Consider the following 14077-nt stretch of genomic DNA (forward strand, 5'->3'; position numbering starts at 1 on the left):
CCCTAGCTTCTTGTCATGGACACATATTGCCGCGGATGCGGCCGATGATGAGTGCCGCGCCGCTCACCACCGACGCCCCCTCGCCGGAGCGCGAACCGGCCCCGCCCGGCCGGCACAGACGCTGGGAGGTGTGGAAGTCCCCCGCGGATCAGCCCCGCTGGGCGAGACCCGCGCTGCTGGGCATCGCCGCCCTCGCGGCCCTGCTCTACTCCTGGAACATCACCACGAGCGGCTACGCCCCCTTCTACGCGGTCGCGGCCCGCAGCATGTCGGAGAGCTGGCGGGCGTTCTTCTTCGGCGCCCTCGACCCGGGCGCCACCCTCACCCTCGACAAACTCGGCGGCTTCCTCTGGCCGCAGGCCCTGTCCGCGCGCCTCTTCGGGTTCCACGCCTGGTCACTGACGCTCCCCCAGGCCATCGAAGGCGTGATCAGCGTCCTCGTGCTGTATCGGGTCGTACGCCTCTGGGCGGGCGTCGTACCGGGCCTGCTGGCGGCCGGCATCATGACGCTGACCCCCGCGGTCGCATCCATGTTCGGGCACTCCATGGGCGACGGGGCGATGACCATGTGTCTCGTCCTGGCCGCCGACGCCTGCCAACGTGCCATGTTCAGCGCCCGGTTGCGGCCGCTCCTGCTCGCCGGGGTGTGGATCGGCCTTGGCTTCCAGGCCAAGATGCTGCAGGCCTGGCTGATCCTGCCGGCCCTCGCGGTCGGCTATCTCGTGGTCGCACCCGCGCCGCTGCGCCGCAGGGTGGTCCACGTGCTGACCGCGGGCGCGGTCACCCTCGCGGTCTCCCTGTCCTGGGTCGCGGTCCTGACATTCGTCCCGGCCTCGGAACGGCCTTACGTGGACGGGACCACCGACAACAGGGCGTTCAGCATGGTCTTCGGCTACAACGGCCTCAACCGGTTCTCCCGCGACCTGATCCCCGGCTCCGTCAGCCAGATGAACGACACGGTCGGACCGCCGCAGGGCGAGCGCGCGCCGGAGCAGGCGGGCGTACCGGACCAGGCGGGCGCGCCGAACCCGGCCGGCGCACTCGGCTCATCGCCGGACACCCACCCCTCCGGCGGCGGGTCGGTCCCCGGCAAGCTCCTCGGCAGCCGTTTCGCCCCACAGGTGGGCTGGCTGTACCCGCTGGCGCTGACGAGTCTGGTGCTCTGCGCCGGCTGGCGGCGTAAAGTCCCGCGCACCGACCGATTGCGCGGGGGATTCGTGCTGTGGGGAGGCTGGCTGGCCATCAGCGCCCTGGTGCTGAGCGCCATCGAAGTGCCGCACACCGCCTATGTCGCCATGCTCGCGCCCGCCCTCGCGGCACTGTCGGGGGCCGGTCTCGCGGCCTTCTGGAAGGCGTACCTGGAAGGCCGGAGCGTGCGGGTGCTGCCCGCGGTGATCGCTGTGGAACTGGTGTGGAGCGCCTTCCTCTGCTTCCTGTATCCGGACTTCCTGCCGTGGCTGCCGTGGCTGCTCATTCTGGCCGGCCTGGTCGCCGTACCCTCGCTCGTCGTCGCCCACCGCAAGGACCGGCGGAGGGGCAGACTGGCCCTGGTCGGGCTGGCGGCCGGACTGGTCACCATGTTCGCCGGACCCGCGGCCTGGTCCCTGTCGGTGCTCGACCCGACGTACGCCGGCAGCGCGATGGACGCGTCAGCCGGCCCGTTCGCCACGGGCGGCAACGCGGTTCGACGGGCGGCCAACGTCGTGGGGGTGGGCAACGCTCCGAGCGGCACGGCCGCCGCCTCGGCGTCGCTCAACGAGTCGGACGTCCTCACCGACAGCCAGCACCAGTTGCTCGCGTACGCCCGACAGCACGGCGACGGCGCGAAGTTCGTGTTCGCCAACGACTCCGCCGTCATGTCCTGGAACTACATTCTCGCCACCGGCGCCACCGTGCTGCCGATGGGGGGATTCAGCGGCGGTTCGCCGACGCCCGCACCGGACGAGATCAAGAGACTCGTTTCCGAAGGGGAGTTGCGCTTCGTCCTGCTCAGCGCCGACGGCTGGCAGGGCTACGCGCAGACCCAGGGCCGCAGGAACACGGCCGTCGACGCGGTACGCGCATGGGTGAGAGCCGACTGCACTGCCGTACCGGCCACCACCTTCGGCGGCAACGACAAGGACGTCCAAGGCACCCTCTACCGCTGCGGCGACTGACGCGACGGGCCGTTCAATCGGCGGCCTCGCCTCGACGGCACGGTCGCCACTACCCTTTCCCACCGGAATCCTCGGGCAAGGGGCTCCTACAGGCAAGGGGCCTGATTCCGACGGGAGATGTCATGGTTGCTGGTCGTGTAGTGCGTTTTGACAGTGTGCGGGGTTATGGATTCATATCGCCGGAGAGCGGCGGGGACGACGTGTTCCTGCACGTGAACGACATGCACGTGGCCGAGGAATACGTGCGTCCCGGCGTGAAGGTGGAGTTCGAGATCGAGAACGGCGACCGCGGACCGAAGGCGTCCGCGGTCCGCCTCGCCCCGGGCACGGAGAGCAGGCCGGCGGCCCCCTTCGACGACTCCCTGTGCGACGTCCTCAGCGCGCAGGAGTTCCTCCGGGAGGTCACCGAGGTCCTCCTGACGTCGGTCCCGTCGCTCACCGGCGAGCAGATCCTGCAGGCGCGCGCCGGACTGGCCCGGTTCGCGAAGGAACACAGCTGGACGGATGGCTGATACACGCTCTATCCAGGGGCCGCACAACCCTTGGATTCTTCCGGGATGCAGATCGAAACCTCCCGGCTCCGCCTCAGGCGTTTCCTTCCCAGCGACGTCCCGAATTTCGCGGCCTACCGCTCGGATCGCGAAGTCGCCCGCTACCAGAACTGGGATTTCCCTTTGCCCCTCCCGGCGGCACGTCGTTTGGTGGACGAATACTCCCGCCGCGATCCCGCCCGGCCGGGCTGGTTTCCCTACGCGATCGAGCTGAAGCAGGACGAGCACCTCATCGGCGACATCGCCGTGAACCGGCATCCGGGCGGCGCGCAAGCCGAGCTGGGTTTCAGCATCGCCCGCGCCCGGCAACGCCAGGGCTACGCGTCCGAGGCCGTCCGCGGCGTACTGGCCACGCTGTTCGGCCAGGGGCTGCGGGCGGCCGTGGCCGAGTGCGACGCACGCAACACGCGCTCCGCGCGCCTGCTGGAGCACCTCGGCTTCACGTACACGCGACAGCACGGATTCTTCGACCGGCAGAAACAAACACACGTGGAAATCAGCCAGTTCATTCTCCCCGCAGAGCGATGGGCGACGCTGGAACAGCAGTGAGCAGGGCGCCGCCGAAGAATGGCCGAATTCAGAAGGTTGTCGTTCCTGATCTGTAGGCTGGAGTGCACCCGGGCTCCCTTCGGCAAAGGAAGTGACGCATGACCAAGACGTCCCGCACTCACGGAACTTCGCGTCGACGCGCCCTCAGGGCCGGCGTGACGGCACTCGCACTCGCGACCGCCCTCACCGCATGCGGCACCAACGACAAGGAAAAGGCCCCCGACAAGAGCGGCGCCCCCACCCAGAGCACCACTCCGACCCCCCCCCCAAGCACCACTCCGACCCCCTCCCACAGCCCCTCCACGACGCCACGCTGATCGGCAGCACCGTGGACCACGACCCTCCGATCGACCACGCGCCGACCGCCGACGGCCTTTGCCTCGACCTCGCCTGACGGCCGCGTCGGGGATCCGGCCGGTTCTTCGACACCGGCGACGCCGACCTGGTCGGCGAAGTCGCCTTCTCCGGCGAGAGGTTCTTCTCCGCTCTCACCACCCTGCCACCCTGCCGGACGCGGACATACGTTCCTCCTCGGCGCTGCCGACCTGGACCGCGGTCGCGTCGCCTCCCGCGTGGCCCGCTCGGCCGACGCCTGGAGTCAGGCTGCTCACCGCAGCGCGTCCCGGCTCCCGCCGCTCCCCAGGGGCCGAGGCCGCGGCACTCGCCCGAGCGGCCTCCGACAACGCTTTACCCCTGACCTGCACGTTCCTCCCGTGTGCCAACACGCACCCGTCCTCACGGCACACGAGGAAGTGGCGCCCATGGCCTCCGCAGCAACCACTCCCCCACCCCAGGGCAACCTCAAACGCATCGTCGCCGCCAGCCTCATCGGCACCACCATCGAGTGGTACGACACCTCATTCGATCGGGGCTAGGAGCTGCGGTTCTTCATGGTCCGGGCGCCCACGCCGACACGGAGCCAGCACTGGGTCGCAGGCATGCTGACGCGGTCCTGTCCCACCTGCTTTCGCGGCACGCACCGAAAGGGCCGACGGCACCGGGAAGCCGTTACGCAGCGTCGCTGACCCAGCCTTCGCTCACCCACCGTCGCCCCTCCGGCGCAGCACCAGAGCGGTGCAAGGCTGTTCTTCGCAGATGCGCTGTACCGGTAAGCAGATGTCCCCCCTCCCCGGCCTCCGTCGTGGTGCCCGCACCCGCACATCTCAGAGTTGATGGGCGCGGGTGCCGCGCAGCCGGCCCCGGGTGTCCAGCAGCAGTCGGGCGTGCTCGGGCAACCGGTCAAGCGGAACGGAGTCGTGGTCCTGCACCAGAATCGTGAGGTCGGCGTCCGCGGCGGCAGCCAGTGCGTCGACGGACCGCTTCACCGGTTCGCCGCCCGGCGCCCAGGTGTCCACGAACGGGTCGTGGTACGCGACGCCTGCGCCGCTCTGTCGCATCAGCTGGACGATCGCGGCGGCCGGCGTGACCCGCAGGTCCGTACTGTTGCGCTTGTAGGTCACTCCGACAAGCAGCACCCGTGCGTCCCGCAGGGCGCTCCCCCGCTCGTTGAGCAAGTACTCGGCACGCCGCACGACGTGTGCCGGCATCCCTGTGTTGACCTCTTGCGAGAGCTCGACCAGCCGCAGCGGGGTCCCGCCGGTGCGCGCCCAGTGCGTGAGGTAGACGGGATCGACCGGGATGCAGTGGCCACCCACCCCTGGTCCCGGCCGGAACTCCTGGAAACCGAATGGTTTCGTGCGCGCGCAGTCGAGCGCGTCCCACACATCGACTCCCAGTGCCCGGGCGGCGACCGCGAGTTCGTTGACCAGGGCGATGTTCACGCTGCGGTAGGTGTTCTCCAGGAGCTTTGCCAGTTCGGCCTCGCGTGCGGAGCCCGCCTCGACGACCCGGTCGCACAAGTGCCGGAAGAAGTCGGCCGCGGCCGCCGTGCACCGTCGGGTGCAGCCCCCCACGACGCGCGGGGTGTTCCGTACACCGAAGGTCTGGTTGCCCGGGTCGATGCGCTCGGGTGAGAAGGCGAGGGAGAAGTCCGTTCCGGCACTGAGTCCGGAGGCCTGCTCCACAATGCCACGGACGACGTCGTCCGTGGTGCCTGGGAAGGACGTGGACTCCAGGACGACGAGGGTGCCGGGCTTCAGGCGATCCCCGAGACCGGAGGCGGCGCGTCGCACATGGGAGAGGTCGGGTCTGCCCGCGCCGTCCAGTGGGGTGGGGACGCAGATCACGGCAACCGAGGCCTCCGCCAGCGGGCTCTCGTCGACGGACGCCCGGAAACCGGCATCCAGCATGGCGGTGAGGTCGGCATCGGTGACGTCGGGGACGTGTGAGTGGCCCGAGTTCAGGGATGCGGTGACGGACGGGTTCTCATCGATCCCTGTGACCCGCATGCCGGCGCGGCACGCCTCCCGGGCCAGCGGGAGCCCGGTGTAGCCGAGTCCGATGACGGCAACGCTGTTCATATCGCTCCCTGGATGCAGGGCGTCGGTGGGAAGGGCTTGGGCGCGCCGCTCCGCCACCGCACGCGTTCGCAGGCGATGACCAGATGGTCGAGACTCCTCTCCGACAGCCCTCCGGCAACGACGCCTTGAGGCCCGTGCACAACCCCTCCTTCGTGCGGGGGGGGCGGTCAGCGGATGCCTGAGGTCTCGCGGGCAGCCAGCAGGGCGAGGGTCCTGCGGCAGATCTTTCCGGTGGGACCGAGCGGCATCTCCTGGACCCGCAGCAGGAGTTCGGGGAGTTTCCGGCGTTCGAGGCCGCGCTGGGACTCCAGGAACACGGTGAGTTCCCGCAGGTCCGGGGCGGGCGCGCCCGGCGTCTCGCGGACGCATGCGCACAGGCGCTCCCCCAGTTCCGGGTCGGGCACACCGACGCAGGCCACCTCGGCCACGGCGGCATGCGCGGCGAGTTCGCGTTCCACCTCCGCCGGGCTGATGTTGTAGCCGCCTCGTACGACGATCTGCTTGATGCGGCCCAGTACATGGAGCCTGCCGTGTTCGTCCAGGAGCCCGCGGTCGCCCGTGCGGACCCAGCCGGTCGACGTCCGGTACCGGGCGTCCAGACCGGGGTCGGCCACGTAGCACAGCGGCGTCATCGGACCCCTGGCACAGATCTCACCGGGCTGTCCGGTCGGTACGGCGGCACCGGTCTCGTCGATGATGCGGATGCGCGCCACGGCCGGGTCGGGAAGACCGGTGCCCGCCTCGGGGCCGGGCCCGGTGGAGGCGGTGTGGCAGTTCACGCCGTCGGATGATCCGTAGACGGTGATGACTCGGCGGTCGAACCGGGCGCGGCACGCCTCGGCGGTGGCGTCCGGGAGGTCCGCGCCGCTGGAGACGACGGCCTGGAGACCGGTGAAGTCCTCCCCGGGTGCGGGTGGTTGTTCGGCGAGGCGATGCAGCATCGTGGGCACGCCGAAGACGTGCGTGGGACGGTGTTCGACGATCATGCGAAGCGCCGCGTCCGGGTCGAAGGACTCCTGCAGGAGCAGCGTGCCGCCGAGGGCGGCGAGCGTGACGGATGTGCCGCACGAGCCGAAGGAGGAAGCCAGCGGGACGAGGACGAGGTTGCGCATCGGGCCGTCCCCGGCGTGCAGGGCGCGTACGTAGGTGGCGCGGCCGCCGGCCATCGCGTTGTGGGAGTAGGCGACCATCTTGGGTTCGGCCTCGGAGCCGGAGGAGACCAGAATGCGTGCGGGAGCCTCGGGGTCGACGGGCCGGGGCAGGAAGGGCTGCCGCGCGGGCGCCGCGAGTGACTGAGCGGCCTGACTGCCCTGACCGCCCTCACCGCCCTCACCGCCCTCACCGCCCTCACCGCCCTCACCGAGGGTGAAGACCGCTTCGAGGCAGGGGAGATGAGCGCCGGGGACGGCGTCGGAGAGATGGCTGACGATGATCGCGCGGGCGCGGGCGCGGGCGAGCAGGCTCGCCGGCCCCCGGCTGCCGAGCCCCGGCGGATACGGCAGTGCCACCGCTCCGATGGCGGAGACAGCGAGTTCCGCGGCCACCGCGTCGCGCCCGTTCGGCACGCGTACGGCGATGATGTCCCCTTCGCCCAGGCCGCTTTCGGCGAGGCGCGCGGCGATGTGCCGTGCCCGGGCGTCGAGCTCCGCGTAGTCCACCGAACCCGCCGAGTCGATGACGGCCGTCCGGTCGGGGTGCCGCTGCACCTGCCCGGAGAAGAGCGTGTACAGGTCCCGGTCGGGGCAGAGGCCCTGTTCGGACCAGGCGCGCCGCACCCGGGCCGGCACCAGGTCACGGATCTCGACGCCGGCGTTCGATGTCCATCCGGCCCTCATGAGAACTCCCAGGGCGCGCGGGGAGCGGCGTGGTCCGCCACGACCAACGCCGGAGCGAACCGCGCATCGCGGGCCAGGTCCGCGAGGCTGGTGCACACCGGCGTGGCGGCCACGCCCGCTGCCGCCAGCCCGGGCAGCCAGTCCGTGGTGGGCCGGGTCCGGGCCCGGGAGGCGATCGTGTCCGCACCCGCCGAGGGCCCGAGGCCGAGCGCCCGCGCGAGGAGCCCCGGTCGCTCCCGGGCCTGCGGCCCCAGGGCGATGTAGCCGTCCCTCGTGCGCAGCGGGCGGTCCGTCGCCACGGGCCCGCCCGGCCCTCGGGGAACGAGGGTGGCAGCGGAGTACAGAGAGGAGTCCACGCGGCCGCCTCTGCCGGTGCGAAGGCGCGCCAGCAGTGCCGCCAGTACGCCATGCGCGCAGACCAGCCCGCCGAGGACGTCGGTGAGCGTCATCAAAGAGGGCGCGGGCGGCTCGTCCACGGGCCGTACGGCCGCGGCGAGGCCGCTGTGCGCCTGGACCAGGTAGTCGGTCCCCACGGGTGGTTCCGGCCCCAGGGCGTCACCCCAGCCTGATGCCCACGCGTACACCAGCCCTGGCCGCACCGGCCGCAGGTCGTCGGCGTCCAGCCCGAGCCGGGCCGCCTTGCCCGGCGCCCAGTTGTGCAGGAAGACGTCGGCCTCGGACACGAGTTCACGGACGGCCTGCCGTCCCGCGTCCGTGGTGAAGTCGACCTCCGTGACGGCCTTGCCGGCGTTGAGGGCGCTGAAGCGGGCCGACGTCGTGCCTGCCATCGGGGGGATGCCACGCATCGGGTCACCGCCCGGCGGTTCGACCCGTACGACGTCGGCGCCCAGGAGCCTCAGGACGTGGCCGGCCATGGGCCCCTGGACGCGTCGCGCCGACTCGACGACCCGCAGGCCTCTCAGAGGTGCCCCGTCCGTGCTCGTACGGGGCCTGCCGATCGTGGTGCCGCCCGGGCCGGAGAACGGCGTGAGCGTCCACGGCGACGTCACGGTGGGCGGCAGGGGGTCTTCCCGTACGGGCAGGACAGCGGCTCCCGACCGGTCCGCCGCCGACTGGACGGCCGTGAACGGGGCACGCCGCACGGTCGCGGACAGCGCGAGGGGCAGGGAGCAGGTGGCGGTGGCGAACCGCTGCTGGAAGGACCGCCACCCGCGCCCGGTGTCGGCACGGTCCGCGCCGAGCAGTTGCCAGAAGTCCAGCCATCGCTCGGCGTCGAGGGCTTCGAGTTCGAAGCGCACGCCGTCGGCGGACACGAACGGGCAGCCGGTGGGCGCGTGCCCTCCCCCCGCGCCGGCGGGTGAGGGCAGGCCGTCGCCCGGGTCGTCGCCGTCGGCGGTCGCTGCCGCGAGGTACTGGGCGAGGGCCAGCAGCGCGGCCTGGCCCACCGACGTCCGCACCCGCTTCACGTCGGCGCCGGCGGCCCGCGCGAGGAGTGCCGCACAGACTCCCTGGGCCGCCAGGACGCCCGCCACCGTGGAGGCGTAGTCGACGGCGAGCGGGGCCGGGCGTCCTGCCGCCCGGCCGTGGACATGCATGATGCCGCAGGCCGCCTGGACGGCACGCTCATCGGCCAGGGGGACGGTGAGCGGGCCCTGCCAGTCGATCTCCCAGCCGACAGAGGCGGTGTCGGGTTCGCCCACCAGGTCGAGGAGGTGGGCGGCGACCGCGACGGCAACCGGCGCTGTGGCCGGGGCTCCGGCGCGCGGCACACACAGCGTCATCGGGCGTCCTCCGGGTGTGGCCGCAGGCCGTCTCCCGCCTCACCGGCCTGCGGGCGGCGGCCGTGTACCGCGTAGACGACACTCGACGCGGCGCAGAACGACGGGTCCCGCATCAGCGCCCGTACGTCCGCCAGTTGCGCCTCGGTCAGGCCGGCGGCCAGGAGTCCGTCCCGCAGGTGGTAGGTGTGGTTGAGCTGCATCCGCAGCCCCGGTGACCCCGCGGTGCGCAGTTCGATGCGGGGCCGCGGGTCGATGTCGACGAGCCCCGCGGCACGCATGGCGGCAGGCGCGCGCCGGGCCCAGTCGGGGTCTCCCCCACCGGCCCGCATGACGGTGCGCTTGGCATCGAGGAAGGCCGTGTAGAGCCGCGCGGATTCCTCGTCCGGGGTGAGCAGGGGCGGTTCGTAGGAGGTGTCGAACTCCTCGATATGCAGCCATCCTCCGGGTTTGAGGGCGCGCACCAGTTTGTCGAGGACGGCGAGCCGCTCGGGCAGGTGCTGGAGGACGAGACGGGCGACGACGAGGTCGAAGGCGGCTTCGGGGAGCGGATCGGTCACCACGTCGTGCTCGACCACGGTCAGGCACGGCCCTTCCTGGATGTGGTGCGGTTTGACGTCGGTGGCCATGACCTCGCCGGTGGGGGCGATGCGTTCGGCGAGCCACCGGGCCACACTCCCGCTCCCCGTGCCGACGTCCAGGCACCGCCACCCGGTCGTGACGCCGGTCTCGGCGAGCCTTGCGAAGGTCATGGGGTCGTAGGCGTCGGTGAGGCAGCGGTGCAGCTCGTCGCTGTGGGCGCTGTCGTTGTCGAAGGCGTAGCCCGGGGCCGGGCCCTGGCTCTCGCGCATGTCGTATCCCCCTGGTCGGGTCTCAGGTCCACCGGCCGGAGCCGTAGGTGTCGGTACGTCCGGTGAGGCGGTGCAACAGTTCGCGGCGCCGGACCTTGCCGGTGCCGGTGCGCGGCACCTGGTCCCAGGTGAGTGCGACCGGTTCGCGCAGGGGCGGCAGGTCACGCACCGCTTCTTTCCAGCGGTCCTGGTCCAGCACGCCGTCGGCGGTGACCACGACGGGCAGCGGGTCCCGGCCCGACTCGGCGAGGACGACGCACTCCAGGACCTGCGGCAACCGTGCCTCGATCAGGTCCTCGGTCCGCAGACAGCTGAGCTGCGGCGTGCGGTCCACCTCGCGGTCGAGCAACTCGATGCTGCCGTCGCGGTTGCGGGCGCCGATGTCGCCGGTGTTCCACCAGGTGCCGTGGCGCTTGGCCGACCAGCGGTCGTCCTCTCCGACGTAGCCCAGGGCGCAGGCGGTGGTCCTGGCCAGTACCAGACCCGCCTGCCCGGACGGCAGGGGCCGGAAGGTGTCGGGATCGACCACCCGCAGCCGTGTCTTCACGGGCACCGGGCGTCCGAGGTTCCGGGTGCCGGCGCCGCCCGACGCCCGGTCGGCGGACCGTCGGGTGTGGAAGCGGAAGGTCAGTGGCCCCGTCTCGGTCTGCCCCCACCCCTCAACCCACACGGGCCGGCGGTGCCGGCTCGCCCTGAGGTAGGCACGGACGGTGGGGGGATGCACGGCGTCGTAGGTGCTGATGACCACGCGGACGCGCCGGAAGGGGTTGTCCAGCCCTTCGGTCAGTGGCTGGAAGCGCACGAACGAGGCGGGCAGCGCTTCCAGGACGGTCGGCGGATGCGCGCGCAGTACGGGATCGGCGAGGTTCGGGTCCTGCGTGGTGATGATCGAGATGTCCGCGGGGCCCATGCACAGGGTGCTCGCGGTCCAGCAGAAGGTCCTGCCGTGGGCGAACGAGCTCGCGTTGGCCAGGACGTCGCCGCGTCGCAGACCGATGTGCGGCAGCCGCACGCTCTCGAACCGGGCCAGCTTGCCGATGATCGTGCGGGTCGAGTGCACCACCAGCTTGGGCACACCGGTGGTCCCCGACGTGTGGTGGATCACCAGGGGTTCGTCGTCGTGTCTGCGGTGGGGTCCGGGGGCGATGTGTCCGCGCACGTCGTCCATGCCCAGCGTGCCCGGCACGGCGTCGTCCAGTACCAGGGTGGCCCGTGCCGCCGTGGCCAGGTCGGTGCCCTCCTTCCGGCCGTGTTCCAGCACCTGTGCCGTCGTGACGAGCAGGGCGGGCCCGAGCCGGGCCAGCAGCGTGCCCAGCACCTCGCCGGACAGGTGCGCCGACAGCTGCGCGGGTACGGCGCCGATGCGCACGGCGGCGCAGGCCAGCAGATCGTAATCCCAGTGGTTGTCCTTGACGATCGCCACCCGGTCGCCGGGGCCGGCCCCGGCCGCGGCCAGCCAGCCGGCCGCCTCCCTTACGAGCGTGGCGAGTTGAGGGAGGGTGTGGTGGGTCCGTGCGCTCGCGTCGATGTCGAACGGCCGGTCCAGGTGGACCCGCGTGCCGATCCGGTGCTCGGCGCACTCGTCGAACAGGACGCCCATGTCGTGCGGTTTCACGAGACGTTCTCCTCGGTGGGGCGGGCTGCCGGGCGGGTCCGGACGACCGAGCGGGCCGGCCGCAGCCGGCTGAGGACCCGTGAAGCCGCGAGCGCGCCCGAGCGCACGGCACCTTCGCTGGCCGGCCGCAGCATCACCCAGTCCCCGGCGTACTCGACGGGCCGTGCGGCACGCGCCATGAACGGCCCGCGTCTGCGCAGGGCGTCGGGAGTCGCCTCGGGCAGACCATGGGCGAAGGCGTGCACGAAGCGGCGCCCGGAGGTGCTCTCCAGGCCGGGGACGTACCGGGTGGCCGCCCGTACGAGCCGGTCGGCCGTCTGCCGCTTCGGAGCGGTCAACAGGTCGGGGATGCTGCGGGCGTCGGCCATCAGGGTCAGCAGCCCCTTGCCCGCAGGCGCCCGGTCCGGGTGCTTGGCATGGTCCACGATGATCGCGGAGAGCACCTCGTCCTCCGCGTCCGGCGTCAGCAGGACGTACAGCGGCTTGCGGGAGGGGGGCGCGAGCGGCCGGTCCAGCAGGACGCTGACCTTGAGCGTGGGGGTGAAGGTACAGGCCGACAGGAACGGAAGCTCGTCGGCGGGGGCGTTGACGTGCAGCCGCGCCGCGACCGGGGCGGGCACGCAGAGGACCACCGAGCGCGCCGTGACACTGTCGCTCCCGACGCGCAGCCGCACGAAGCCGTCCTCGGTGACGACCTCGTGCACTTCAGCGCCGGTGACCACGTCGAGTCCGTCGGCCAGCCGTCGGGCGAGCAGGTCCATGCCCTCGCGATACGTCCGCCAACCGGCGGCCGGACCCACCTCCAGCAGCAGACTGAGCATCGGTGCCACGGCGGAGCGCGCCGTGTCCCAGCCGAAGAAGCTGCCGGCGACCGGCTGGAGCAGGTAGTCGTGGACGTCCCTGTGGTACCGGCGCGCGAACTCCCTGACCGTCAGGGCCCCTGCGGGGGTCCGTTCGGGGTGGTCGGCGTCGAACTCCCGGCGGTGCGACCCCGTCCAGGCCAGGATCCGGGCGAGATCGAACCGGGCGCGGGGCGAGAGCCCGGCACCGGTGAGCACCGCGGTGGGGTCCGCCACGCCGGGGTGGGCCCGTCCGCCGCGCCACACACCGACCGACTTTCCGATAAGCGGCACGTCGCCTCGCGGCACGCCCAGCCGCGACAGCAGTTCCCAGGTCGCGCGGTAGCCGTGCTCCGAGATCTGTTCGGCACCCTCGTCGATGGTGTAGCCGTCGTGCCGGAAGCTGCGCATCCTGCCGCCGACGTGCTCCTGCCGCTCGAAGACCCGCACGTCGAGGCCCGCACGCCGCAGTTCATGCGCGGCGGTCAACCCGGCCATGCCCGCGCCCACCACGGCCACATCGAGATCGGGACTCATCCGACGGCCCCCGCACCGGCGATCAGGTTCGCCGTGATCAGCAGCACCGTGCTGACCCGGTGCGCGGGAAAGCCGAGCCTGCGGGCGCGCATGATGTCCCCGTGGCGGAAGCCGGTGAGGTACTGCCGCACCCGCAGCGCCGTGACGGGCAGCATCAGGAACACGAACCACCACGGGGCGATCCCGACGGCGGAGGCGACCGCACCGGTCAGGAACTCCGCCGCGCAGAGCGCACCGATGAAGAGCGCATTGCCCTTCGCCGAGACCAGGCACGCAACGGTGCGACGCCCGACGGCCCGGTCCCCGGGGATGTCGTTGGTGTTGGAGTACACGCCGAACAGCAGCGGTCCGAAGCCGAACAGCACGCCTTGGACCAGCACGAATCCGGAGAACTGGCCGGCCGCGAGCCCGTACGCCCCCATCACCAACCCCGCGCCCAGCCCGGCGAGGAAGATCTCCTGGAAGCCGTGGTAGCTGATCTTCAGCCCGTAGGAGTACTGGACGGAGACCACGAACAGCACCACGACCAGAACCACGGCCCAGGTGGGCCGGTGCGGGGCGGTCGACACGGCGGCGGCCCACAGGGCGGCGCCGGCGGCGGCGGTGGCCCACCCGAAACCGAGTGCTTCGCGAAGGGTCAGGGTGCCCGCGACGAGTGGCTTGCGGAGTTTGTTGCGCAGCGGGTCGTCCGGGCCGTAGTTCGCGGCGTCGCTGCCGTCGCGATAGCCGGTCACGTCGTCGAGGGCGACCATCGCGACGATGACGCAGACCGCGCCGAGGAGGAACAGGGTGAGCGTCACGATCGTCGCGGGCTGGAGACCGGAGACGGGCAGCAGTACCGCGGACAGTGCCACGGCGACGCTCGGGTAGTAGTCGTAGACGTCGAGTTTGCCCAGCCGGGCGTAGCTGCGCAGCTTGCTCTCGGGACGTGCCGTCCCGGACGTGAACGGTCCGGTTTCGGTGCGGGTCGTCATCTGCTCCGCTC

10 protein-coding genes are annotated in these 14077 nt (G+C 71.8%); 3 read left to right on the forward strand and 7 right to left on the reverse strand.

Annotated features, from left to right (window positions below):
• Positions 1–44 precede the first annotated feature (44 nt).
• The 3 genes from A4E84_RS04365 to A4E84_RS04375 all read left to right on the forward strand — a co-directional run bounded on the left by A4E84_RS04365 (position 45) and on the right by A4E84_RS04375 (position 3256).
• On the forward strand, positions 45–2156 hold the full coding sequence (locus tag A4E84_RS04365) for an ArnT family glycosyltransferase (protein ID WP_237304829.1): 2112 nt from the start codon (positions 45–47) through the stop codon (positions 2154–2156).
• A gap of 122 nt (positions 2157–2278) precedes the next feature.
• Positions 2279–2668: a cold-shock protein gene (locus tag A4E84_RS04370; protein WP_062925268.1), complete on the forward strand. Its 390-nt coding sequence runs from the start codon at positions 2279–2281 to the stop codon at positions 2666–2668.
• Positions 2669–2713: 45 nt separating this feature from the next.
• Positions 2714–3256: a GNAT family N-acetyltransferase gene (locus tag A4E84_RS04375; RefSeq protein WP_079128866.1), complete on the forward strand. Its 543-nt coding sequence runs from the start codon at positions 2714–2716 to the stop codon at positions 3254–3256.
• Between the two features lie 1163 nt (positions 3257–4419).
• On the opposite strand, the gene A4E84_RS04380 is transcribed toward A4E84_RS04375, so the two are convergent.
• The 7 genes from A4E84_RS04380 to A4E84_RS04410 all read right to left on the reverse strand — a co-directional run bounded on the left by A4E84_RS04380 (position 4420) and on the right by A4E84_RS04410 (position 14066).
• Complete coding sequence (locus tag A4E84_RS04380; protein ID WP_062925270.1) at positions 4420–5676, reverse strand: nucleotide sugar dehydrogenase; 1257 nt, start codon at positions 5674–5676, stop codon at positions 4420–4422.
• Between the two features lie 167 nt (positions 5677–5843).
• The gene (locus A4E84_RS04385) at positions 5844–7511 is read right to left on the reverse strand and encodes a class I adenylate-forming enzyme family protein (protein WP_062925271.1); all 1668 of its coding nucleotides are present in this window, start codon (positions 7509–7511) and stop codon (positions 5844–5846) included.
• On the reverse strand, positions 7508–9253 hold the full coding sequence (locus A4E84_RS04390) for a CoA transferase (protein ID WP_062925272.1): 1746 nt from the start codon (positions 9251–9253) through the stop codon (positions 7508–7510). Before A4E84_RS04390 ends, A4E84_RS04385 begins: the two co-directional genes overlap by 4 nt.
• Complete coding sequence (locus A4E84_RS04395; RefSeq protein ID WP_062925273.1) at positions 9250–10101, reverse strand: class I SAM-dependent methyltransferase; 852 nt, start codon at positions 10099–10101, stop codon at positions 9250–9252. The genes A4E84_RS04390 and A4E84_RS04395 overlap by 4 nt, the downstream gene beginning before the upstream one ends.
• 22 nt (positions 10102–10123) lie before the next feature.
• The gene (locus A4E84_RS04400) at positions 10124–11701 is read right to left on the reverse strand and encodes an AMP-binding protein (RefSeq protein ID WP_062931299.1); all 1578 of its coding nucleotides are present in this window, start codon (positions 11699–11701) and stop codon (positions 10124–10126) included.
• Between the two features lie 11 nt (positions 11702–11712).
• Positions 11713–13092, reverse strand: coding sequence for a protoporphyrinogen/coproporphyrinogen oxidase (locus A4E84_RS04405; RefSeq protein WP_062925274.1), 1380 nt, complete (start codon positions 13090–13092; stop codon positions 11713–11715).
• Positions 13089–14066: a UbiA family prenyltransferase gene (locus A4E84_RS04410; RefSeq protein ID WP_062925275.1), complete on the reverse strand. Its 978-nt coding sequence runs from the start codon at positions 14064–14066 to the stop codon at positions 13089–13091. The genes A4E84_RS04405 and A4E84_RS04410 overlap by 4 nt, the downstream gene beginning before the upstream one ends.
• Between the last annotated feature and the right edge of the window lie 11 nt (positions 14067–14077).

This window comes from Streptomyces qaidamensis (assembly GCF_001611795.1).
Taxonomy (GTDB): domain Bacteria; phylum Actinomycetota; class Actinomycetes; order Streptomycetales; family Streptomycetaceae; genus Streptomyces; species Streptomyces qaidamensis.

Bases quoted from the DNA above. Each gene is read 5' to 3' on its own strand.
- A4E84_RS04365 (WP_237304829.1), top strand. From the start codon at position 45: ATGATGAGTGCCGCGCCGCTCACCACCGACGCCCCCTCGCCGGAGCGC.
- A4E84_RS04370 (WP_062925268.1), top strand. From the start codon at position 2,279: ATGGTTGCTGGTCGTGTAGTGCGTTTTGACAGTGTGCGGGGTTATGGA.
- A4E84_RS04375 (WP_079128866.1), top strand. From the start codon at position 2,714: ATGCAGATCGAAACCTCCCGGCTCCGCCTCAGGCGTTTCCTTCCCAGC.
- A4E84_RS04380 (WP_062925270.1), bottom strand. From the start codon at position 5,676: ATGAACAGCGTTGCCGTCATCGGACTCGGCTACACCGGGCTCCCGCTG.
- A4E84_RS04385 (WP_062925271.1), bottom strand. From the start codon at position 7,511: ATGAGGGCCGGATGGACATCGAACGCCGGCGTCGAGATCCGTGACCTG.
- A4E84_RS04390 (WP_062925272.1), bottom strand. From the start codon at position 9,253: ATGACGCTGTGTGTGCCGCGCGCCGGAGCCCCGGCCACAGCGCCGGTT.
- A4E84_RS04395 (WP_062925273.1), bottom strand. From the start codon at position 10,101: ATGCGCGAGAGCCAGGGCCCGGCCCCGGGCTACGCCTTCGACAACGAC.
- A4E84_RS04400 (WP_062931299.1), bottom strand. From the start codon at position 11,701: ATGGGCGTCCTGTTCGACGAGTGCGCCGAGCACCGGATCGGCACGCGG.
- A4E84_RS04405 (WP_062925274.1), bottom strand. From the start codon at position 13,092: ATGAGTCCCGATCTCGATGTGGCCGTGGTGGGCGCGGGCATGGCCGGG.
- A4E84_RS04410 (WP_062925275.1), bottom strand. From the start codon at position 14,066: ATGACGACCCGCACCGAAACCGGACCGTTCACGTCCGGGACGGCACGT.